Origin of the sequence: Pseudomonas lundensis (assembly GCF_001042985.1) — a bacterium.
Taxonomy (GTDB): domain Bacteria; phylum Pseudomonadota; class Gammaproteobacteria; order Pseudomonadales; family Pseudomonadaceae; genus Aquipseudomonas; species Aquipseudomonas lundensis.
Genome location: NZ_JYKY01000006.1, coordinates 127746 through 148138 on the forward strand (window position 1 = coordinate 127746; position 20393 = coordinate 148138).

Sequence of the window (20393 nt, forward strand, 5' to 3'; positions counted from 1 at the left end):
CGGGTTTGTCGTGACCAACCGCTCAGCTTATTTGGCTGAACTGTAAGCGGCTGCCGAGGCGTTTACCTCGCGCTTGCTCTTGATCAGGTAGCAGACCCACATGAAGATCACCCACACCGGGATCGCGTAAACCGACACGCGGATGCCGGGAATCATCAGCATGATGACCAAAATGAACGCCACGAACGCCAGGCAAACATAGTTGCCGTAGGGGTACCACAGGGCCTTGAACAACGGGGTTTGCGCCGTTTTGTTCATGTGCTGACGGAACTTGACGTGGGAGAAGCTGATCATCGCCCAGTTAATCACCAGGGTGGCAACCACCAGCGACATCAGCAGTTCCAGGGCGTCGTGGGGCATCAGGTAGTTGAGCAGCACCGCGATAACCGTGACCGCCGCCGACGCCAGAATCGAGTTCACCGGCACGCCACGCTTGTCGATTTTGGACAGTACTTTTGGCGCGTCACCTTGCTGGGCCATACCCAATAGCATGCGGCTGTTGCAGTACGTGCCGCTGTTGTACACCGACAACGCTGCGGTCAAGACCACAAAGTTGAGGATGTGTGCCGCGGTGTTGCTGCCCAGCATCGAGAACACTTGCACGAACGGGCTGCTGCTGTAGCTGTCGCCACCGGCGTTCAGGGTTTCAAGCAGCGAATCCCACGGCGTCAGGGACAACAGCACCACCAGGGCACCGATGTAGAAAATCAGGATGCGGTAAATCACCTGATTGATCGCTTTAGGGATCACGGTGCGCGGCTTGTCGGCTTCAGCGGCGGTGAAACCGAGCATTTCGAGCCCGCCGAAAGAGAACATGATGAACGCCATGGCCATCACCAGACCGGTGGTGCCATTGGGGAAGAAACCACCGTGTTCCCACAGGTTGCTGACCGACGCTTGCGGGCCGCCGCTGCCACTGACCAGCAAATAGCTGCCCAGCGCGATCATGCCGACAATGGCCACGACCTTGATGATGGCGAACCAGAATTCAGCCTCGCCAAAGACTTTGACGTTGGTCAGGTTGATGACGTTGATCAACACGAAAAACGCTGCCGCCGAGGCCCAGGTCGGGATCTCGGGCCACCAGTAGTGCACGTATTTACCGACCGCGGTCAGCTCCGACATGCCCACCAGGATGTACAGCACCCAGCAGTTCCAGCCCGACATGAAGCCGGCGAAACCGCCCCAGTATTTGTGTGCAAAGTGGCTGAAAGAACCGGCTACCGGCTCTTCGACGATCATTTCGCCCAGTTGGCGCATGATCATAAAGGCAATAAAGCCGCAGATCGCATAGCCCAGAATCATCGACGGGCCCGCCGATTTCAGGACCCCGGCCGAACCGAGGAACAGGCCTGTACCAATCGCGCCACCGAGGGCGATCAGTTGGATATGACGATTTTTCAGGCCGCGTTTAAGCTCGCCCGAATGCGAGGTTTGTCCACTCATTGAAAAGGGTCCCACACAAGGTTTGATGTCGTTCAGTGCGTTTTCGCTTGAGCACCGGCAGTGATCGAAGGGTCTACAACACAAATCAAACCCCAGCGCAGGCGCCAGGAATCCAAGGTTGTTTCACGAGTCATGCGTCACCTGTTTGTTTTTATCTGTGACGGAATCGAACCCGCAATGCTTATGGCATTGCGGAGTTTACAAGGCGGGTTTGCCTTGAGGTTTTGGCCAATCAGCACATCGCCGAGCAGCGCAAAATGCGCGGGTACGCAATTGAGTCACAGGTAAAACGCCGCGCATTGTACACCTGCTCGAAGGCAAGATCCCATCACACCGCCGCTTGCAACACGAAACAAGCCGCAGATGCCGCCTCAAACGTCACAAATCTGTAAAACGCGGAACATTTTCTATACACAAACCGAATAATTCACGGCCGAGGGCGATAAACGGCGCAGAACGTCACGTTTACTTGACGCTTTGTAACGTTTTTTTGCCACCCTAAACGCCCTGCGGTGCTCAGCGACCGATTGCCGCAGGCCTAATTCATTGATTTTCAATGATTAACCGGGCGTTGCGTGGGCGCTTCAACGCCGCGACCACAGTGCCCCCACGGAACGACGTGTGCAGGCAAAAAAAAACGCCAACCCGAAGGTTGGCGTTTTTTTAACGGCGTTAAACGCTTATTGCGGCTTGCGACGACCGAAGCCAGGTCGCTGACCGGAACCTGCGGGTGCGCCACGACGCTTGCCGGACGGCGCATCGTCAACCAGCTTTGGTCCCTGACGGGACGGCTTGGTCGGGCGCTTGTTCACTTCGCTCGGGCGCTCGGCAACCGGCGCACCGCGCCCGGCCGGCACACGGTCCGTGCGACCGGCAGGCTTGCGTGCAGGACGCGCGGCCTCGTCACGGGCCGGGCGACCCGGACGCTCGCCTTCAATGTGCGGCTGACGCGCAGGACGCGGGGCAGCAGGCTCACCGTTGGCAGGGCGCAAGGTACGGGCAACACGATCAGCGCGTGCCACAGGACGCGACGACTTGCGCTGCATACGCTCAAGCTTGTCTTTGCTCTTGGCGTTCATCTCAGGCATGGCCACCGGGGTGAGGCCGACTTCAGCACTGAGGATATCCACCTCATACTGACTCATTTCACGCCAGCGACCCATCGGCAAGTCCGAGTTCAGGAATACCGGACCGAAACGCACGCGCTTCAGGCGGCTGACCACCAGCCCCTGGGATTCCCACAGACGACGCACTTCACGGTTACGGCCTTCCATCACCACGCAGTGGTACCAGTGGTTGAAACCTTCGCCACCCGGTGCCTGCTTGATGTCGGTAAAACGCGCCGGGCCGTCTTCCAGCACCACGCCCGCCTTGAGGCGCTCGATCATCTCGTCATCCACTTCACCACGCACACGTACCGCGTATTCACGGTCCATTTCGTAGGACGGGTGCATCAGGCGGTTGGCCAGCTCACCGTCAGTGGTGAACATCAGCAAGCCGGTGGTGTTGATGTCGAGACGGCCGATGTTGATCCAGCGGCCTTCTTTAGGGCGCGGCAGCTTGTCGAACACGGTTGGACGGCCTTCCGGGTCGTCACGGGTGCAGATCTCGCCATCGGGCTTGTTGTACATGATCACGCGGCGCACCGATTCGGCGGCCTCTTCGCGCTTGATCACTTTGCCATCGATGGAAATGGCGTCATGCAGGTCAACGCGCAAACCCAGCGTTGCATCCTTGCCATTGACCTTGATCCGGCCCTGGCTGATCCAGGCCTCTACGTCGCGGCGCGAGCCGACGCCAATACGGGCGAGGACTTTTTGCAGTTTCTCGCCTGCTGGGCCAATTTCCTGGTCGTCTTTAGGGGTTAAATCACTCATCTGGGCACCTCCCGGTGTGTCAATTCAGGCGGGCGCCTGAAGTGTTGAAAATGGGCCTTGGCACACGACTGCGCGCCAAAGGGTCGCGAATCATACGCTGATCTTGCGTATTTCGCATCAAAGGCCGGGCCTGTTCTGCCCGGTCTATTTCTTTTTCCGCCGGCCGGTGGCGTCAAGCGTGAGCAAACGCAGGTCGGCTTGCGCCAGCACGGCTCGCTTTTCGTCTTTGTCGAGCTTTTTCCAGGCCTTGATTTCACGCTGGGTGCGTCCGCAACCGATACAGACGTCCTCGCAGAACTTGCAGACGCCGATGCAGGGATCTTTGATTGAACTCATCAGCTGTGCTCCCGTTACGTGTTGTCGGTGAGAACGTGCGGGCGCGAGGCCGGATCACTCTTCGCGCTCGAGACGCTCCTGCTCAATGGCTTCGGCCAGCGCCCTCGCTTCGGCCTCTTCGTCGCTCAGCGCGGGCGGCAACTCCAGCGCCGCCACCGCCGCCAGCAACTGGCTGCGCGCCTGCTCGGCATCGCTTGGCTGCAGGACGGGTGCGGCTTGAGGCTCAACCGCACCGTCAGGCGTGAACGCCTCTTTGGCCAGGTCCTCACGCAGCAAGTCGTCAAAGTCGATTTTCAGACCTTCCTCCATGGAGTCCAGTTCCGTCAGCAAGGTGCGGAAGCTGGTTTCGTCCTTCGGCTCCTCGGGCTCGGCACTTTCGTCCGCCAATGCCTGAATGTGCTCGGGCACAGGCGCATCGTCGAAATCGAGAATCGGGTCGGGCTCCAGCTCGCGCAATTCGGCCAGCGGCGGCAGGTCGTCGAGGTTTTTCAAGTTGAAGTGGTCGAGAAATGCCTTGGTGGTGGCAAACATCGCAGGACGGCCCGGCACTTCGCGATAACCCACCACGCGAATCCACTCGCGCTCGAGCAGGGTTTTGACGATGTGGCTATTGACCGCTACGCCCCGCACGTCCTCGATCTCGCCACGGGTGATCGGTTGGCGATAGGCAATCAGCGCCATGGTTTCGAGCATGGCGCGGGAGTAACGCTGCGGCCGCTCTTCCCACAATCGCCCGACCCAAGGCGAAAACGTGTCGCGGATTTGCAGGCGGTAACCGGACGCCACCTCTTTGAGTTCAAAAGACCGGCCGTCGCAGGATTTACGCAGCAGTTCCAGCGCTTTTTTGAACACCGGCGGTTCCGGGCGCTCGCCTTCTTCAAACAGCTCAAACAAACGCTCAAGGCTTTGCGGCTTGCCCGAGGCCAACAGAAACGCCTCCAGCAACGGGGCCAGCTCGCGGGGATCAGTCAAATTCATGGTTTCAGCTCTTTATTCGGCTCGCGCCCGCACATGGATCGCCGCGTAGGGCTCGTTTTGCACCAACTCGATCAAGGATTCCTTGACCAGCTCCAGGATGGCCATAAACGTCACCACCACCCCCAAACGCCCTTCCTCTGCCGTGAACAGCTCGACAAAGGGCACAAAGCCACCGCCCTTCAGGCGTTCCAGTACATCGCTCATGCGCTCGCGGGTGGACAGGGCCTCGCGGCTGACCTGATGGCTTTCAAACATGTCGGTGCGGCGTAGCACCTCGGCCATCGACATCAACAACTCTTCAAGCGCCACGTCCGGCACCAGCTTGCGCGCCCGGGCCTGGGGGGCGTCAAGCTTGGGCACAAACACGTCGCGCCCTACCCGCTCAAGGCCATCAATGCCTTCGGCCGCGGCTTTGAAACGCTCGTACTGCTGCAAGCGACGAATCAGTTCGGCACGCGGATCGCCCTCGTCCTCTTCCACCTCGGCCGAACGCGGCAGCAGCATGCGCGACTTGATTTCGGCCAGCATGGCTGCCATCACCAGGTACTCGGCGGCCAACTCCAGGCGCACGGTCTTCATCAGCTCGACATAGCCCATGTACTGGCGAGTGATTTCCGCCACCGGGATGTCGAGGATGTCGATGTTCTGTTTGCGGATCAGGTACAGCAGCAAGTCGAGCGGGCCTTCGAACGCGTCAAGAAACACCTCCAGCGCATCCGGAGGGATGTACAGGTCTTGCGGCATTTCAATGACGGCCTGGCCGTAGACCATGGCGAACGGCAGCTCTTGCTGCGCATCGGCTTGCGGGTCAACCGGTTCAATCACTTCAACGTCAGACATCAGGCCTCGACCATAAAGGGCGTCGGATCACCACAGCCGACCCGTACCACCTGCGGCTCGTCATCCACCAGGCTGATCACGGTACTGGCTTTGTGCCCACCGAAACCGCCATCAATGATCAGGTCGACCTGTTTTTCCAGTGCATCGCGGATTTCGTACGGGTCTTCCATCGGCTCGGTTTCACCCGGCAGAATCAACGTCACACTCATCAACGGCTCGTCCAGTTCAGCCAGCAGGGCCAGGGCCAGCGGATGGCTGGGCACACGCATGCCGATGGTACGCCGCTTGGGGTGCAGCAGCAGGCGCGGCACCTCACGGGTGGCGTTGAGAATGAAGGTGTACGGCCCCGGCGTATGGGCCTTGAGCAAGCGGAACGTGCCGGTATCGACCTTGGCGAACAGGCCCAGTTGGGACAGGTCGCTGCACATCAAAGTGAAGTTGTGCTTGTCGTCCAGATTACGCAGGCGCTTGATGCGTTCGATCGCATGCTTGTCGCCCATCTGGCAACCGACCGCGTAGGACGAGTCGGTGGGGTAAATCACCACACCGCCTTTTTTAATGATCTCGACCGCCTGTTTGATCAGACGCGGCTGAGGATTCTCCGGATGAATCTGGAAAAATTGACTCACGTTGTGTACCTGTTCAGACGTTGGCTGTGGGCGGGTCCAGTTTGAAACGGGACCACAAAGGCGGCAGGTCGTCCGGTAGCGGGCGGTATTCGCCGATCTCAGACCAGCCTCCCGGGCCATGAAAATCGCTGCCGGCCGTCACCAGCAAACCGAACTCACGGGCCAGAATCGCCAGGCTGCCCACTTGATCAGCGGGTTGATAGCCATTGACCACCTCGATGGCGTGACCTCCCGCTTGAATATAGTCGCCAATCAGACGCCGACGCTTGCTGCGGGTGAAATCGTAGTGCGAGGGGTGCGCCAGGCTGACCCAGGCCCCGGCTGCCCGCAAGGTGCCCACGGTCTCTTCCAGGGTCGGCCAATGCTGCTTGACGTCGCCCAACTTGCCGGCGCCCAGCCATTTGCGAAACGCTTCGGCGCGGTCCTTGACGTAACCGGCGCCCACCAGAAAATCAGCGAAATGCGGACGTGCCGGGGCATTACCGCTGTCACCCAGCGCCGCCTGAATGGCGCGGGCGCCTTCGAGGGCACCGGGCATGCCTTTAAGGGCCAGCTTGCGGCTGATCTCTTCGGCGCGCAGCCAACGACCCTCATGGAGCGCCGCAATGGCCTGCACCAGCGCCGGGGCCTGCACGTCAAAACCGTAACCCAAAACATGAATCGTGGCGCCGCCCCAGGTGCAGGACAGTTCAACGCCGTTTACCAGCTGCATGTTCAGCGCCTGAGCCGCTGTGCGGGCCTCATCAAGGCCCTCAAGTGTGTCGTGATCGGTCAGGGCCAGGACTCGCACACCTTTCTCGTACGCACGCGCCACCAGAACCGCAGGCGCCAAAGCGCCGTCCGACGCTGTGCTATGGCAATGCAAGTCAATTTTCACGGGAATTTAATAACCTCTAGCTGACGCTTTCGCTGTCATTGATGTTTGTTATTATGCCGCCACATCCTGCTTCTGGCTGCCACTGTGAAACAATTCATCGACTTCATCCCGCTGCTCCTGTTTTTCATCGTCTACAAAATCGAACCCCGCATCGTCGAGATCGCCGGCCATAGTCTGACTTTCGGCGGCATTTTCAGCGCGACCGCCATGCTGATCGCCAGCTCTGTGGTGGTGTACGGCATTCTGTTTTTCAAACAACGCAAACTCGAAAAAAGCCAATGGCTGACGCTGATTGCCTGCCTGGTATTCGGCAGCCTGACGCTGGCGTTCCACAGCGAGACCTTCCTCAAATGGAAAGCGCCCGTGGTGAACTGGCTGTTTGCCCTGGTGTTTGCCGGTAGCCACTTTATTGGCAACACCCTGCTGATCAAACGCGTCATGGGCCACGCCCTGACCCTGCCGGATGCGGTGTGGACGCGCCTGAACCTGGCGTGGATCGCCTTCTTTGTGTTCTGCGGGGCCGCCAACCTGTTCGTGGCGTTCACCTTTCAAAGCATCTGGGTCGACTTCAAAGTCTTCGGCAGCCTCGGCCTGACCGTGCTGTTCCTGGTAGGTCAGGGCATTTACCTGTCGCGCCACCTGCATGATTCCGACACTCCAACCTCCAAAACCGAGGATTGACATGCTCTACGCAATCATTGCCACTGATGTCGCCAACTCCCTTGAAGCACGTCTGGCGGCTCGCCCGGCGCACCTTGAGCGCTTGCAGCAACTCAAAAATGAAGGCCGCGTGGTCCTGGCGGGCCCGCACCCGGCCATCGACAGCAATGATCCGGGCGCGGCCGGCTTCAGCGGCAGCCTGATTGTCGCCGAGTTCGACTCGCTGAGCGCCGCGCAGGCGTGGGCCGACGCCGATCCGTACATCGCAGCGGGCGTGTACGCCCATGTGATCGTTAAACCGTTCAAGCAAGTCCTGCCTTAAACCTGATATGCAGCGAAGCCGCCTTCGCGGCTCGCTGCATGTTTCTGGCCTCATTATTCCCGATCAACGGCCGACAACCTCTCCGAATCCCGTCAGGAATGAGGAGTTGCGATGCGCCAAGGTTTGCTGTGTGTGCTGTTGATCATGTTCTCGCTGGGCCACCTCGCCCAAGCTGAAGACGCTCCCGCCCCCGATAATTCCGTGCCGCTCTCATTGAGTGCTGGCGCGCGCATCACTGACTTGCAACAGCGCCTGGACGACAGTGAACGCCTGCGCGGCGAGCTGAGTCAGGCCCTGAAAAATGCCGACGCCTCACGTGAAAGCAGCCAACTGGCGCAACTGCGCAAGGAAAACCAGCAGCTCAGGCAGCAGCTCGACAAAACCGCCTCCAACCCCGGTTTTAAACTGCTGACTGATTCGCAACAGTGGTTTGTGATTGGTGGCGCAGTTGCCCTATTGGCCCTACTCTGCGGTATCTTCGCCGGCGGCGGACGTAAACAGCGTCGGCAATGGCTATAAATAGAGTGAGTCATGAGCGACCTGTTACTGATAGATGATGACCAGGAGTTGTGTGAACTCCTGACCAGTTGGTTGAGCCAGGAAGGTTTTCACGTGCGCGCCTGTCACGATGGCTTGAGCGCACGCAAGGCGTTGAGCGAATCAAGCCCTGACGCCGTGGTCCTGGATGTCATGCTGCCCGACGGCAGCGGCCTGGAGCTGCTCAAACAATTGCGCAACGACCACCCCGACTTGCCGGTGCTGATGCTTTCGGCGCGAGGCGAGCCGCTGGACCGCATTCTGGGGCTGGAACTGGGGGCCGATGACTACCTGGCCAAGCCGTGCGACCCACGGGAACTGACCGCCCGCCTGCGTGCCGTGCTGCGCCGCAGCCACCCGGCGCCCGCGTCGAGCCAGATGGAGCTGGGCGACCTGTGCTTCAGCCCGATGCGCGGCGTGGTCACCATCAATCACCATGACATCACCCTGACCGTCTCCGAAAGCCGCATCCTCGAAGCCCTGTTGCGCCAACCGGGTGAGCCGCTGGACAAGCAGGAACTGGCGCAACTGGCGCTGGGCCGCAAACTGACGCTGTATGACCGCAGCCTGGACATGCATGTCAGCAACCTGCGCAAGAAGATCGGCCCGCACCCCGACGGACGCCCGCGCATTGTGGCGCTGCGCAGCCGCGGGTATTTCTATAGCGCTTGACGCGCCTGTGTAAACCCGACGCAACCCCCTCTTTACTCAAGCTTTACGCTTGGCTGACAGCGCTTGACCTTGATCTCCCTAAACTGAGCGCATCCGGATTCACCGGAACGTACTAAAAGGAGACACACCATGCGTAAGACGCTTATTGCTTTGATGTTTGCTGCAGCACTGCCAACCGTCGCAATGGCCATGCCCGGTGGCGAAGGCCCAATGGGGCCACGTCACGGCGGTGAACACCATGGTCGCGGCGACGCACCTTACAGCCAACTGGACTTGACCCGCGAACAGCGCCAGCAAATCGGCAAACTGATGGGCGAGCAAATGCACGAACGCAAACAGTTGGTCGACAAACACCTGGAAAAACTGCCAGCCGCTGATCAAAAAGCGCTGAAAGACGAAATCGCAGCCAAGCACGAAAAAACCCAGAAAGACATTCGTGCCCTGCTCAAGCCAGAACAGCAAAAACGCTTCGACGAGATGCAAAAGCAGCGCGCCGAACGCAAGGCTGAGTGGAAAGAGTTCAAAGACTGGAAAGCACAGAAAGACCAAAAAGCGCAATAATCCGCGCACTTGCCAAGCCCAACGGCCCCCCAGCCGTTGGGCTTTGCGCGTTTCACTCACGTCACGATGAGGACCTACCGTGCGATCACTGTTTTGGCGCATTTTAGCCAGCTTTTGGCTGGCGATAGCCTTGGTCGCCGGGCTGTCACTGTTGCTGGGGCATATGCTCAACCAGGACGCGTGGATTTTGAGCCGTCACCCCGGCATTTCAAATCTGGCCCAGGAATGGACCCAGCGCTATGAAACCCAGGGCGCAGACGCTGCCCAACAATTTCTTGAGCGGCGCAAGCGCCGCTATCACATTGACGTGCAGGTGCTGAACGAAAGCGGCGACCCCGTGGTGCGCGGCACCTTCCCGCGCCGGGCGGCTGCCTGGGAGGCTCGCCAGCATCCGGGCGAAGACCCGCTGCCATGGCGTCGCCTGACCGTCGAATACACCAGCCCGCAAACGGCCGACACGTACCTGCTGATTTACCGCATACCGCACCCCGAACTGGACGCCTGGCACCGTCAAAGCCTGATCTGGCCGCTGAGTGCGCTGGGCATTGCGCTGGTGGTGCTGACCCTCTTCAGCCTGCTGGTGACCCTGTCCATCACCCGACCGCTCAGCCGCCTGCGCGTGGCCGTGCATGACTTGGGGCAAACCACCTACCAGCAGAACAGCCTGGCGCGACTGGCTTCGCGGCGCGACGAGTTTGGCGTACTGGCCACCGACTTCAACCGCATGGGCGCGCGCCTGCAAAGTTTGATCAGCAGCCAGCGTCAACTGCTGCGCGACGTGTCCCACGAGCTGCGTTCACCCTTGGCGCGCCTGCGCATCGCATTGGCGCTGGCTGAACGCGCGGGCCCCGAAGAACGCGAAAAGCTATGGCCACGCCTGACCCGTGAATGTGACCGGCTGGAGTCCCTGATCAGTGAAATCCTGACGCTGGCCCGGGTCGACGCCGATCAGGCCAGTGCCGAGCACGTTGACCTCAACCCCTTGCTGCATAACCTGCAAAAAGACGCGGCGCTGAGCGCACCGGAGCAACGGGTTGAGGTGGCGGCAGAGCCGGGGCTGAGCCTGACAGGCTGGCCCACCATGATTGAGCGCGCGGTGGATAACCTGCTGCGTAACGCGCAACGCTTCAACCCGCCGGGCCAGCCGATTGAGTTGAGGGCGTATCGGGAAGGGGAACACATCAACGTGAGCGTGCGCGATCACGGCCCTGGAGTGGCAACCGAGCACCTGGCTCAACTGGGCGAGCCGTTCTTTCGCGCGCCCGGTCAGGCGGCCGCCGGCCATGGCCTTGGACTGGCCATCGCCCGGCGCGCCGCCGAACGGCATGGCGGAAGACTGATGGTGGCCAACCATCCAGAAGGCGGGTTTATTGCCACGCTGGAGTTGCCGCTCGTCCCCGACGGCAACCTGTGACGCAGCCCTGCGCCGCCCCCTCAGCGAGGGGGCTGGCGATCAGTTGGCAGCTGACCACACCTGGACATACTCGGCCGTATCGACCTTGGGCGCATCGCGCATTTCTTTGAGCGGTGTGCCGAGGTACAGGAACGCGATAATTTCTTCGCCTGCTTGCAAGCCCAACGCGGCGGTGACCAACGGGGCATGGGACAACTCGCCCGTGCGCCACACAGCGCCAATGCCTTGGGCATAGGCCGCCAGCTCAATGGCGTGCGCCGCGCAGCCAGCGGTAATCAACTGCTCGGTTTTGGGCACTTTGAAGTGATCCTGCAAGCGTGCAATCACCACCACCACCAACGGCGCGCGCAGCGGCATGGCACGTGCTTTATCCAGCGCAGCCTCGGTCACTTCGCCACCCTGGGCCTGCACGGCCTGCGCCAGAACCTCACCCAAACGGTTGCGCGCCTGGCCTTCGATGCTCAAAAACCGATAAGGGCGCAATTGCCCATGATCCGGCGCGCGCAGGGCGGCCGCAAACAGTACGTCACGTTGCTCGGCCGTGGGCGCCGGTTCAACCAGGCGCGGGGCAGAAACACGATTGAGCAAAGCGTCGAGAGCCTCCATTGGCCACCTCCTGAAGAAAATGTGCGGCTATTCTAACGGTATCTCCTCAACGTCTGGCGGTTTACATAGCCAGACCCACAGGTAGAATGGCGCCCCTCTTTCATGCCCGAGCTGACTTCATGGCGTTGCCGACTCTACGCATCATCGGTTTTGTAATCGGCATCTTCCTGATTACGTTGGCAATCAGCATGGCCGTGCCCATGCTCACCCTGGTCATTTATGACCATCTGGGCGATCTGCCGTCCTTTCTGTGGGCCAGCCTGATTACCTTCGTCGCCGGTCTTGCGCTGGTACTACCGGGCCGTCCCGAGCAAGTGCACCTGCGCCCGCGTGACATGTACCTGCTGACGGTGTCGAGTTGGGTCATCGTGTGCATCTTTGCCGCGCTGCCGTTTTTGCTCACCCAGCACATCAGTTACACCGACTCGTTCTTCGAAAGCATGTCCGGCATCACCGCCACCGGCTCCACTGTCCTGAGCGGCCTGGACACCCTGTCACCCGGCATTCTGATGTGGCGTTCCATGCTGCACTGGCTCGGCGGCATCGGGTTTATCGGCATGGCGGTGGCGATCTTGCCGTTGCTGCGCATCGGTGGCATGCGCCTGTTCCAGACCGAATCCTCGGACCGCTCCGAAAAAGTCATGCCGCGTTCCCACATGGTGGCGCGCCTGATTGTGGCGACCTACGTCGGCATTACAATCATCGGCAGCCTCGCATTCTGGTGGGCCGGGATGAGCGTGTTCGATGCGATCAACCATGCCATGTCCGCCATTTCCACCGGCGGGTTCTCGACCTCCGATCAGTCGCTGGCCAAGTGGTCGCAACCAGCGGTGCACTGGGTGGCCATCGGCGTCATGATCATGGGCAGCCTGCCGTTTACGCTCTATGTCGCCACACTGCGCGGTCACCGCAAGGCATTGATCAAGGATCAGCAAGTGCAAGGCCTGCTCGGCCTGTTGGTGGTGACGTGGCTGGTGCTCAGTGCGTGGCTGTGGTGGACCACCCACATGCCGTGGTGGGAAGCGTTCCGTCACGTGGCGCTGAACGTGACGTCAGTGGTCACGACCACCGGTTTTGCGCTGGGCGACTACAGCCTGTGGGGCAACTTCTCCCTGATGCTGTTTTTCTATCTGGGCTTCATCGGCGGCTGTTCCGGCTCGACAGCGGGCGGCATCAAGATCTTCCGCTTTCAGGTCGCGTACATCCTGCTCAAGGCCAACCTTAATCAGTTGATTCACCCGCGCGCCGTCATCAAACAGAAATACAACGGCCATCGGCTCGACGAAGAAATCGTGCGCTCGATTCTGACGTTTTCGTTCTTTTTTGCCATCACCATCTGCGTCATTGCACTGGCGCTGTCGCTGCTGGGGCTGGACTGGATGACCGCCTTGACCGGCGCAGCCAGCACGGTGTCCGGCGTGGGGCCGGGGCTGGGCGAAACCATTGGCCCGTCCGGCAACTTCGCCAGCCTGCCCGATGCGGCCAAGTGGATCTTGTCGCTGGGCATGCTGCTGGGTCGACTGGAGATCATTACCGTGTTCGTGTTGTGCATCCCGGCCTTCTGGCGGCATTGATCAGAGGTCTGCATGGGGCACATTCTTTCGCTGCGCCACTACCGTGAAGAGGTGATTGCTCACGTCCATGACCATGCGCAAGTGATGATCAATGTGTCCGGCGCCCTCGATGTTGAAATCGAGGGCCGCGCCAGCCTGTTACGCCAGCAGCACGTCATGGTGATCCCTGCCGGTGCTCACCATGCGTGCGACAGCGCACACGGCAGTCGCTGCCTGGTGCTGGATGTGCCTGATGAGCAATGGCTGAAAGACACGCTGGGCAGCCACGCCGAGGCCAGCCGACGGCTGCTGGGCACCGCGGGCCAACACACCCTCGACCCGCGCCAGGAGCAATTGGTGCAGTGGCTCGCCGCCAGCCCGGTCGCGGACCCGTTGATCGCCCGGCAAGGGGCGATCCTGTTGCTCGCCAGTTTGAACACGCCCGCGCAGAGCCCCCGTGCACACCTGCCTTTTGCCAGGCTTGATGCCTACATCGACCAGCATGCGGCTTACCCGTTACAAGTGGCGGATCTGGCGCAGGTGGCAGATTTGTCGTGCGCCCGCTTGCACAGTCGCTTTATCAGCGAATGCGGGCAAACGCCCATGGAATATGTACGCCAGCGCCGTCTGCGCCACGCGTTGCACCTGTTGCGCCAGACCTCGCTGGCAGTGGGTGACGTGGCCAGCCGCGTCGGTTACGGTTCACAAAGCGCCTTTGCGGCTGCCATGCTGCGCGAGTTCGGCGCATCCCCCCGCGCATTGCGCCGCGAGCCTGACGACAATTGATCGCCGTTTGGCGACAGACAACGGCTCGCCCGACGCTCTAGACTGCACGCCATGCCTCATACCACTCAAGGACTGTGATGACTCCGCGTACTGCCCTGGGCGCCTTGCATATCGGCGCGTTGATGTTTGGCCTGACCGGCGTATTCGGCAAACTCGCGGCGGCTTCGGCCGCTGTGATTGTGCTGGGACGCGCCGGCTTTGCAGTCATCGCCCTCGCCGGCTTTGCCGCCCTGTCCAGACGTACGCGCTGGTATTCACTGACGCTCAAAGACGCCCGCAGCCTGCTGATCAGCGGAGGGCTGCTGGCGGCACACTGGGTGAGTTTTTTCGTCGCGGTCAAAGTGGCCGGGGTTGCCATTGCCACGCTGGGCTTTGCCAGTTTTCCGGCCTTTACCGTGTTGCTCGAAGGGTTGATTTTTCGCGAGCGCATTCGCTTCAACGAAGGGGTGCTGGTGATGTTGGTCAGCGTCGGGCTGATTCTGGTCACCCCCAGTTTTGACCTGGCCAGTCAGGCCACAGAAGGCCTGCTGTGGGCCATCGCCTCCGGCCTGACGTTTTCATTGTTGTCCCTCAACAACCGCGCCAATGCCGGGCGCGTCCCCGCCGTGCAGGCGGCCATGTGGCAGAACGCTGTGGTTGCCCTGTGCCTGCTGCCGTTTGCCGCGCCGCAACTGAGCGCCGTTCGCCCGCTCGACTGGCTGTGGATCGGGCTGCTCGGCGTGCTGTGCACCGGCGTTGCCCACAGCCTGTTCGTGGCCAGCCTCGCGGTGATCAAGGCCCGCACGGCAGCAGTGGTGTTCGCGTTAGAGCCGGTGTATGGCATCACGCTGGCGTGGCTGTTGTTCCACGAAACCCCGACCCTGCGCATGTTGCTGGGCGGTGCGCTGATCATCATCGCGATTGTGGTGTCCAGCCGCCTGGCCAGCAGCCCTGCCCCGGCCAAGGTAAAACTCGACGCCGCTCACTGAACCCGGTCGTTGTGCCCCAGGTCGCGTTGCGGGTCAATCTGGTCCCGCACCCGCTGCTTGAGTACCTTGGCCTCCGGGAAGCCCCCGTCGGCTTTGCGCTCCCAGATCTGCACGCCGTCACAGGTGATGCGAAATACCCCACCCGTGCCGGGTTCCAGCGCCACACGCCCCAGATCGTCTGCAAAGGTGCTGAGCAGCTCCTGGGCCAGCCACGCGGCGCGCAGCAGCCATTGGCATTGGGTGCAATAGGTGATGACAATGTGCGGCTTGTTGACTGACATGATTTCGAAAGCTCGTGGAAAGAAAGGCGCCGCTATAATAGCCGCCTTTGTCGCTTGCCCAGAGATTCACGATGCGCCGCCTGCTCTGTTGTTTACTGCTTTGCCTGTGCCCACTGATGCTGTTTGCCGCCGAAAAAACGCAGCCGAAAATCGGGCTCGTGCTCTCGGGCGGCGCCGCACGCGGCCTGGCCCACGTCGGTGTGCTCAAGGCGCTGGAGGAGCAAGGTATCCACATTGATGCCATCGCCGGCACCAGCATGGGCGCTGTGATCGGCGGGCTCTATGCCTCGGGTTACAAGATTGAAGAGCTGGAAAAGCTCGCTCTGGGCATCGACTGGCAAGAGGCCCTGTCCGACGCACCGGCGCGCGAGGACGTGCCATTCCGGCGCAAACAGGATGACCGCGACTTTCTGGTCAAGCAAAAACTGAGTTTCCGTGACGATGGCAGCCTGGGCCTGCCGCTCGGTGTGATTCAGGGGCAAAACCTGTCATTGCTGCTTGAAAGCCTGCTGGCACATAGCAGTGATGTGCGCGATTTCGACAAGCTGCCGATCCCGTTTCGCGCCGTCGCCACTGACATCGTCAACGGCGAGAAAGTGGTATTTCGCAAAGGCCATCTTCCGCAAGTGATCCGCGCCAGCATGTCGATCCCGGCCGTGTTCGCCCCGGTCGAGATCAACGGGCAACTGCTGGTGGACGGAGGCATGGTCGACAACATCCCGGTGGATGTCGCCCGCGAAATGGGGGTTGACCTTGTGATCGTGGTCGACATCGGCACGCCATTACGCGGCCGCAAGCAACTGAACACGGTATTCGACATCCTCAATCAATCCATCACGCTGATGACCCGCAGCAACTCCGAAGTGCAACTGGCCTCCTTGACCCCGAACGACATCCTGATCCAGCCCGCGCTGGCCAGTTATGGCGTGACGGACTTTGGCCGCTCGCAGGAAATCATCGACGCCGGCTACCGCGCCACCCAGGTTCTGGCCAACCGCATGAGCGGTTTGCGCCAACCTTCCGATGCCCAGCTCAATGCGGCGCGTGCCCCTGAAGAGCGCACCCCGGTCATCACCGCCATCAAGATCGAAAACGATTCGAAAATTGGCGACTCGGTGATTCGCTACTATATCCGCCAACCTGTGGGTGAGCCGCTGGATCTGGGCCGTTTGCAACGGGACATGGGCACGCTGTACGGGCTGGATTACTTCGAACAAGTGCAGTACCGCGTGGTGCACAAGGGCAAAGAGCGAACCCTGGTCATCAGCGCGCGCGGCAAACGCAGCGGCACCGACTACCTGCGGTTGGGGCTTAACCTGTCAGACGACATGCGCGGCGACAGCGCCTTCAACATCGGCGCCAGTTACCGGGTAAACGGCATCAACACCTTGGGCGCCGAATGGCTGACCCGGGTGCAGATCGGCGATCAGCAAGAGCTCTACAGCGAGTTCTACCAACCGCTGGACGCCGGCTCGCGGTACTTTGTCGCCCCCTACCTGCATGCACAGTCACAGAACGTCGAAGCCATTCTGGACAACGACCCGATCGCCGAATACCGACTGGAACGCTACGGTTTTGGCCTGAATTTGGGACGTCAAATCGGCAACAGCGGTGAGATCCGTCTGGGCGTTGGTGAAGCATGGGGTAAAGCGGACGTGAGAATTGGCGAACGCGATCTGCCGAGCACCAGCTTCAACGAAGGCTTCTATGACATTAAGTACTCATTTGACTCGCTGGATAACGTGTACTTCCCCCATGAAGGCGAAGACATTGGCCTGAGCGTGCGTCAGTTCGACCCGGCGCTGGGCTCGGACGATCGTTACCGCCAGTGGGAATTCCATCTGGACAAAGCGCTGAGCGCCGGGCCCAACACCTGGATTCTGGGTGGCCGCTACGGCCGCACGCTGGACAAGGCTGAAGTGGTGACTTCCAGCTTCCTGCTGGGCGGCGCACGGCAACTGTCAGGGTTTCGTCAGGACGCCCTCTCGGGGCAAAACATCAGCCTGATGCGCGCCGTCTACTACCGCCGCCTGACGCCGCGCTCGTACTTGCCGTTTGATTTCCCCTTGTACGCGGGTGCCTCGCTGGAGCGCGGGCGCGCCTGGAACAACGACAATGAATTCGACAGCGGTTACATCAATGCAGCCAGCGTCTTTATCGGATTCGACACACCGCTGGGCCCGCTCAACTTCAGCTATGGCTTTAACGATGATGATCAGAAGGCGCTGTATTTGAATCTGGGGCAGACGTTCTAAGGTCTGTATTGCGGGGGCTGGCGCAGACGGTGCCGGCCCCTGCAGGGAAGGCAACTGCTCAGTTTTTTTCGAGGTTGTCGAGGATGCGCTTGTGCACCCGCATGCAGATGCGTTGTTCTTCTTCGCTAATGCCGACGAACAACTCCTGGCGCAGGGCCGAAGCAATGGCCTCAATCTGGCCGATCAAAGGCCGTGCGGTTTCACTCAAAACGATTTTTTTCGCCCGCCGGTCTTCCATCACCGCATGGCGCTGCACCAGGCCTTGGGCTTCAAGACTGTCAAGCAAACGCGCCAGTGTTGGGCCTTCAACGCCAACGCTTTGCGCCAATTCACGCTGAGTGGGCGCTCCTTCAAAACGGGCCAGGTGCAACAGCACCAGCCAGCGCGCCTGCGACAACCCCAGACCCGCGAGGCGCCGATCCAATTCGGCACGCCAACCGCGAGACATTTGGGCCAGTTGCATACCGAAACGGTGTTGATCGGTTAAAGGCATAAAAAACTCAATGATTAGACTGAAATAGAGTGAAACTAATTGTTAGCCAGCTAAGCATGGAGCTTGTCAATAGGCAAGACCCTGAAGTCACTGAAACGTTACCTATCGCGATTTGATTTAAATTTCAAACTCCGATTGCAAGGCAGCGCGCACGCAATACAGCACACCTTCCGGCACGCGGCCTTTGAATTGCTCAGCGATGCTGGCCACGCTCGGCAGCTCACCTTCACCGTCGAGGAACGCGTCCTGGACTTCTTCCATGAGCGCTTCTGGCAGGTCCAGCGCCTGCTCAAGCGAGAGTTCCTGACGGCCAATGGCTTCGGCCAGCATTGTGTAAACATTCTTTTCAGAACACTGCAACTGACCGGCGATCTGCATCGGCGTCATGCCTGCGCGCGCCAGACTAATCAGCTCGTGGCGAATATCGGCCACCACTTTCGGCGCTTCGGCCTGACCGCCCAGCACCTCAAGGAACGCCTCGCCGTAACGCTCCAGCTTGCGCGCACCAATGCCGCTGACCTTGGCCATGTCGGACAACGAGGTGGGCTGGCTGCGCAGCATTTCCAGCAAGGTTGAGTCGGGGAAGATGACGTAAGGCGGCACGCCGTGTTCTTCGGCCAGCTTGCGGCGCAAGGCCCGCAGTGCTTCCCATTGTTCGCGCTCTTCGCCACGCACCAGCTGACTGGCCGGGCTGGCAGAACTGCTGCGCACCGTGGTTTGCGGCTTGAGTTCGCGGCGCAGTTCAAGGGTCACTTCCCCGCGCAGCAACGGCCGGCAGCTGTCGCTCAGGCGCAACCCGCCGTAGCCCTCGATATCAATGTCAGCCAGACCACGGGCCACCAGCTGTCGGAACAAGGTGCGCCACTCGCCTTCAGAGCGATCTTTGCCGACGCCGAATACGGACAAATGCTGATGGCCGAAACTGCGAACCTTTTCATTGTCGCGACCCAGCAACACGTCGATCAAATGACCGGTGCCGTAACGCTGCCCCGTGCGATAAATCGCCGACAACGCCTGCCGCGCCGGTTCGGTGGCGTCCCAGGTTTGCACGCCATCGACACAGTTGTCGCAATGCCCGCAAGGTTGGGGCATGTCTTCATCAAAATAGGCCAGCAGTGTCTGACGGCGGCAGCGGGTTTCTTCACACAGGGCGAGCATGGCATCGAGCTTGTGATGTTCAAGACGCTTGTGGCGCTCGTCGCCCTCGGAGTTTTGCAGCATTTGCTTGAGCATCACCACGTCTTGCAGGCCATAAGCCATCCATGCATCGGCCGGCAAACCGTCACGACCGGCGCGGCCGGTTTCCTGGTAATACGCCTCAAGGGACTTGGGCAAATCCAGGTGCGCGACAAAACGTACGTTGGATTTGTCGATGCCCATGCCGAACGCGATGGTCGCCACCATGATCAGCCCTTCCTCGTTCAGGAAGCGCTTCTGGTTCGCTGCACGGGTTTCGCTGGGCAATCCGGCGTGATAAGGCAGTGCCGGGAAGCCCTGATCACAGAGAAACTGAGCGACTTCATCCACTTTTTTGCGCGACAGGCAATACACAATGCCCGCATCACTGCGCCGCTCGGAGAGAAATGCCAGCAACTGCTTGCGCGGCTGCTCTTTGGGCACGATGCGGTAAAAGATGTTCGGGCGGTCAAAACTCGACAGAAACCGCTCGGCGTTTTGCAGGTGCAGGCGGGTGACGATTTCTTCACGGGTACGCTTGTCGGCGGTGGCGGTCAGGGCGATGCGCGGCACCTGGGGAAACATCTCGGCCAACTGGCCCAATTGCAGGTATTCCGGGCGGAAGTCATGGCCCCACTGGGACACGCAATGGGCTTCGTCGATGGCGAACAGCGCGATATCAAGGCTCTGCAAAAACGCCATCATGCGCGGCTGCACCAGGCGTTCGGGCGCCAGGTAGAGCATTTTCACTTCGCCACGCTTGATGCGGTTGGCCAGGTCACGCTGCTGCTCGGCGCTCAGCGTCGAGTTCAGTGACGCGGCTGCCACACCGAGTTCTTCAAGGGTGGCAACCTGATCGTCCATCAGGGCGATCAAGGGTGACACCACCACCGCCAAACCATCACGCAACAAGGCCGGGACCTGGAAGCACAAGGATTTGCCGCCGCCGGTGGGCATCAGCACCAACGCGTCGCCGCCACTGGCCACGCGCTCAATGATGTCACCCTGACGGCCACGGAAACTGTCGTAGCCGAAGATGTCTTTGAGTACGCGTTGAGCCTGTTCGAGCATAGAAACTCCAGAAATCGCTGAAACACCCCTGCGCACGCGGGGCGTCCGGCGCGGC

21 protein-coding genes are annotated in these 20393 nt (G+C 60.6%); 10 read left to right on the forward strand and 11 right to left on the reverse strand.

What is annotated here, in order from left to right; translation table 11 throughout:
• Positions 1-27 precede the first annotated feature (27 nt).
• The 7 genes from TU74_RS07230 to TU74_RS07260 all read right to left on the reverse strand — a co-directional run bounded on the left by TU74_RS07230 (position 28) and on the right by TU74_RS07260 (position 6983).
• Entirely contained in the window at positions 28-1446 is a 1419-nt protein-coding gene (locus tag TU74_RS07230) for an amino acid permease (RefSeq protein WP_047294569.1), read from the reverse strand.
• 680 nt (positions 1447-2126) lie between these two features.
• Positions 2127-3323 carry a 23S rRNA pseudouridine(2605) synthase RluB gene (rluB, locus tag TU74_RS07235; protein WP_047276000.1) on the reverse strand — a complete coding sequence of 399 codons (1197 nt, stop codon included), beginning with the start codon at positions 3321-3323 and terminating at the stop codon, positions 2127-2129.
• Positions 3324-3467: 144 nt separating this feature from the next.
• The gene (locus TU74_RS07240; RefSeq protein WP_047276002.1) at positions 3468-3659 is read right to left on the reverse strand and encodes a DUF1289 domain-containing protein; all 192 of its coding nucleotides are present in this window, start codon (positions 3657-3659) and stop codon (positions 3468-3470) included.
• Between the two features lie 54 nt (positions 3660-3713).
• Positions 3714-4637, reverse strand: a complete 924-nt coding sequence (gene scpB / locus TU74_RS07245) for an SMC-Scp complex subunit ScpB (RefSeq protein WP_048375758.1) — start codon at positions 4635-4637, stop codon at positions 3714-3716.
• 12 nt (positions 4638-4649) lie between these two features.
• Complete coding sequence (locus TU74_RS07250; protein ID WP_162841639.1) at positions 4650-5348, reverse strand: segregation and condensation protein A; 699 nt, start codon at positions 5346-5348, stop codon at positions 4650-4652.
• A 128-nt stretch (positions 5349-5476) separates the two neighbouring features.
• On the reverse strand, positions 5477-6106 hold the full coding sequence (locus tag TU74_RS07255; protein ID WP_047276131.1) for an L-threonylcarbamoyladenylate synthase: 630 nt from the start codon (positions 6104-6106) through the stop codon (positions 5477-5479).
• A 13-nt stretch (positions 6107-6119) separates the two neighbouring features.
• A complete protein-coding gene (locus tag TU74_RS07260) occupies positions 6120-6983 on the reverse strand; it encodes a PHP domain-containing protein (protein ID WP_048375759.1) in 864 nt (287 codons plus the stop codon).
• A gap of 84 nt (positions 6984-7067) precedes the next feature.
• On the opposite strand from TU74_RS07260, the gene TU74_RS07265 reads away from it, so the two are divergent.
• From TU74_RS07265 to TU74_RS07290, 6 genes are all read left to right on the forward strand, one after another.
• Positions 7068-7664, forward strand: coding sequence for a septation protein A (locus tag TU74_RS07265; RefSeq protein ID WP_047276011.1), 597 nt, complete (start codon positions 7068-7070; stop codon positions 7662-7664).
• Position 7665: 1 nt separating this feature from the next.
• A complete protein-coding gene (locus tag TU74_RS07270; protein WP_048375761.1) occupies positions 7666-7965 on the forward strand; it encodes a YciI family protein in 300 nt (99 codons plus the stop codon).
• A gap of 111 nt (positions 7966-8076) precedes the next feature.
• On the forward strand, positions 8077-8484 hold the full coding sequence (locus tag TU74_RS07275; protein WP_047276016.1) for an SH3 domain-containing protein: 408 nt from the start codon (positions 8077-8079) through the stop codon (positions 8482-8484).
• Between the two features lie 12 nt (positions 8485-8496).
• Positions 8497-9174: a response regulator transcription factor gene (locus TU74_RS07280; protein ID WP_048375764.1), complete on the forward strand. Its 678-nt coding sequence runs from the start codon at positions 8497-8499 to the stop codon at positions 9172-9174.
• A 129-nt stretch (positions 9175-9303) separates the two neighbouring features.
• Entirely contained in the window at positions 9304-9735 is a 432-nt protein-coding gene (locus TU74_RS07285; RefSeq protein WP_048375766.1) for a Spy/CpxP family protein refolding chaperone, read from the forward strand.
• Positions 9736-9814: 79 nt separating this feature from the next.
• Positions 9815-11149, forward strand: a complete 1335-nt coding sequence (locus tag TU74_RS07290; RefSeq protein WP_048375768.1) for a sensor histidine kinase — start codon at positions 9815-9817, stop codon at positions 11147-11149.
• A gap of 39 nt (positions 11150-11188) precedes the next feature.
• Here the strand turns inward: TU74_RS07290 and TU74_RS07295 are convergent, their stop codons facing one another.
• Positions 11189-11755, reverse strand: coding sequence for an NAD(P)H nitroreductase (locus TU74_RS07295; RefSeq protein WP_047276024.1), 567 nt, complete (start codon positions 11753-11755; stop codon positions 11189-11191).
• A gap of 119 nt (positions 11756-11874) precedes the next feature.
• On the opposite strand from TU74_RS07295, the gene TU74_RS07300 reads away from it, so the two are divergent.
• The 3 genes from TU74_RS07300 (at position 11875) to TU74_RS07310 (ending at position 15062) form a co-directional block, all read left to right on the forward strand.
• Positions 11875-13329, forward strand: coding sequence for a TrkH family potassium uptake protein (locus TU74_RS07300; RefSeq protein ID WP_048375770.1), 1455 nt, complete (start codon positions 11875-11877; stop codon positions 13327-13329).
• Positions 13330-13341: 12 nt separating this feature from the next.
• On the forward strand, positions 13342-14094 hold the full coding sequence (locus TU74_RS07305) for a helix-turn-helix transcriptional regulator (protein ID WP_048375772.1): 753 nt from the start codon (positions 13342-13344) through the stop codon (positions 14092-14094).
• Positions 14095-14171: 77 nt separating this feature from the next.
• Entirely contained in the window at positions 14172-15062 is an 891-nt protein-coding gene (locus TU74_RS07310) for a DMT family transporter (RefSeq protein ID WP_048375774.1), read from the forward strand.
• On the opposite strand, the gene TU74_RS07315 is transcribed toward TU74_RS07310, so the two are convergent.
• Positions 15056-15343 carry an Rdx family protein gene (locus TU74_RS07315; RefSeq protein WP_047294583.1) on the reverse strand — a complete coding sequence of 96 codons (288 nt, stop codon included), beginning with the start codon at positions 15341-15343 and terminating at the stop codon, positions 15056-15058. The two genes, TU74_RS07310 and TU74_RS07315, sit on opposite strands and share 7 nt — an antisense overlap.
• Positions 15344-15414: 71 nt before the next feature.
• Between TU74_RS07315 and TU74_RS07320 the strand changes: the two genes are divergently transcribed.
• Positions 15415-17598 (forward strand): patatin-like phospholipase family protein, encoded by a 2184-nt coding sequence (locus tag TU74_RS07320; RefSeq protein WP_047276031.1) that lies wholly within the window; start codon positions 15415-15417, stop codon positions 17596-17598.
• 58 nt (positions 17599-17656) lie between these two features.
• Here the strand turns inward: TU74_RS07320 and TU74_RS07325 are convergent, their stop codons facing one another.
• Both TU74_RS07325 and recQ read right to left on the reverse strand, forming a co-directional pair.
• A complete protein-coding gene (locus TU74_RS07325) occupies positions 17657-18091 on the reverse strand; it encodes a MarR family transcriptional regulator (RefSeq protein ID WP_047294585.1) in 435 nt (144 codons plus the stop codon).
• A 117-nt stretch (positions 18092-18208) separates the two neighbouring features.
• The gene (recQ, locus tag TU74_RS07330; RefSeq protein WP_047294587.1) at positions 18209-20338 is read right to left on the reverse strand and encodes a DNA helicase RecQ; all 2130 of its coding nucleotides are present in this window, start codon (positions 20336-20338) and stop codon (positions 18209-18211) included.
• Positions 20339-20393: the final 55 nt, after the last annotated feature.

What these genes read in the sequence shown, in the direction of transcription:
- TU74_RS07230 (WP_047294569.1), bottom strand. Translation starts at nt 1,446, where the DNA reads ATGAGTGGACAAACCTCGCATTCGGGCGAGCTTAAACGCGGCCTGAAA.
- rluB (WP_047276000.1), bottom strand. Translation starts at nt 3,323, where the DNA reads ATGAGTGATTTAACCCCTAAAGACGACCAGGAAATTGGCCCAGCAGGC.
- TU74_RS07240 (WP_047276002.1), bottom strand. Translation starts at nt 3,659, where the DNA reads ATGAGTTCAATCAAAGATCCCTGCATCGGCGTCTGCAAGTTCTGCGAG.
- scpB (WP_048375758.1), bottom strand. Translation starts at nt 4,637, where the DNA reads ATGAATTTGACTGATCCCCGCGAGCTGGCCCCGTTGCTGGAGGCGTTT.
- TU74_RS07270 (WP_048375761.1), top strand. Translation starts at nt 7,666, where the DNA reads ATGCTCTACGCAATCATTGCCACTGATGTCGCCAACTCCCTTGAAGCA.
- TU74_RS07275 (WP_047276016.1), top strand. Translation starts at nt 8,077, where the DNA reads ATGCGCCAAGGTTTGCTGTGTGTGCTGTTGATCATGTTCTCGCTGGGC.
- TU74_RS07280 (WP_048375764.1), top strand. Translation starts at nt 8,497, where the DNA reads ATGAGCGACCTGTTACTGATAGATGATGACCAGGAGTTGTGTGAACTC.
- TU74_RS07285 (WP_048375766.1), top strand. Translation starts at nt 9,304, where the DNA reads ATGCGTAAGACGCTTATTGCTTTGATGTTTGCTGCAGCACTGCCAACC.
- TU74_RS07295 (WP_047276024.1), bottom strand. Translation starts at nt 11,755, where the DNA reads ATGGAGGCTCTCGACGCTTTGCTCAATCGTGTTTCTGCCCCGCGCCTG.
- TU74_RS07300 (WP_048375770.1), top strand. Translation starts at nt 11,875, where the DNA reads ATGGCGTTGCCGACTCTACGCATCATCGGTTTTGTAATCGGCATCTTC.
- TU74_RS07305 (WP_048375772.1), top strand. Translation starts at nt 13,342, where the DNA reads ATGGGGCACATTCTTTCGCTGCGCCACTACCGTGAAGAGGTGATTGCT.
- TU74_RS07310 (WP_048375774.1), top strand. Translation starts at nt 14,172, where the DNA reads ATGACTCCGCGTACTGCCCTGGGCGCCTTGCATATCGGCGCGTTGATG.
- TU74_RS07315 (WP_047294583.1), bottom strand. Translation starts at nt 15,343, where the DNA reads ATGTCAGTCAACAAGCCGCACATTGTCATCACCTATTGCACCCAATGC.
- TU74_RS07320 (WP_047276031.1), top strand. Translation starts at nt 15,415, where the DNA reads ATGCGCCGCCTGCTCTGTTGTTTACTGCTTTGCCTGTGCCCACTGATG.
- TU74_RS07325 (WP_047294585.1), bottom strand. Translation starts at nt 18,091, where the DNA reads ATGCCTTTAACCGATCAACACCGTTTCGGTATGCAACTGGCCCAAATG.
- recQ (WP_047294587.1), bottom strand. Translation starts at nt 20,338, where the DNA reads ATGCTCGAACAGGCTCAACGCGTACTCAAAGACATCTTCGGCTACGAC.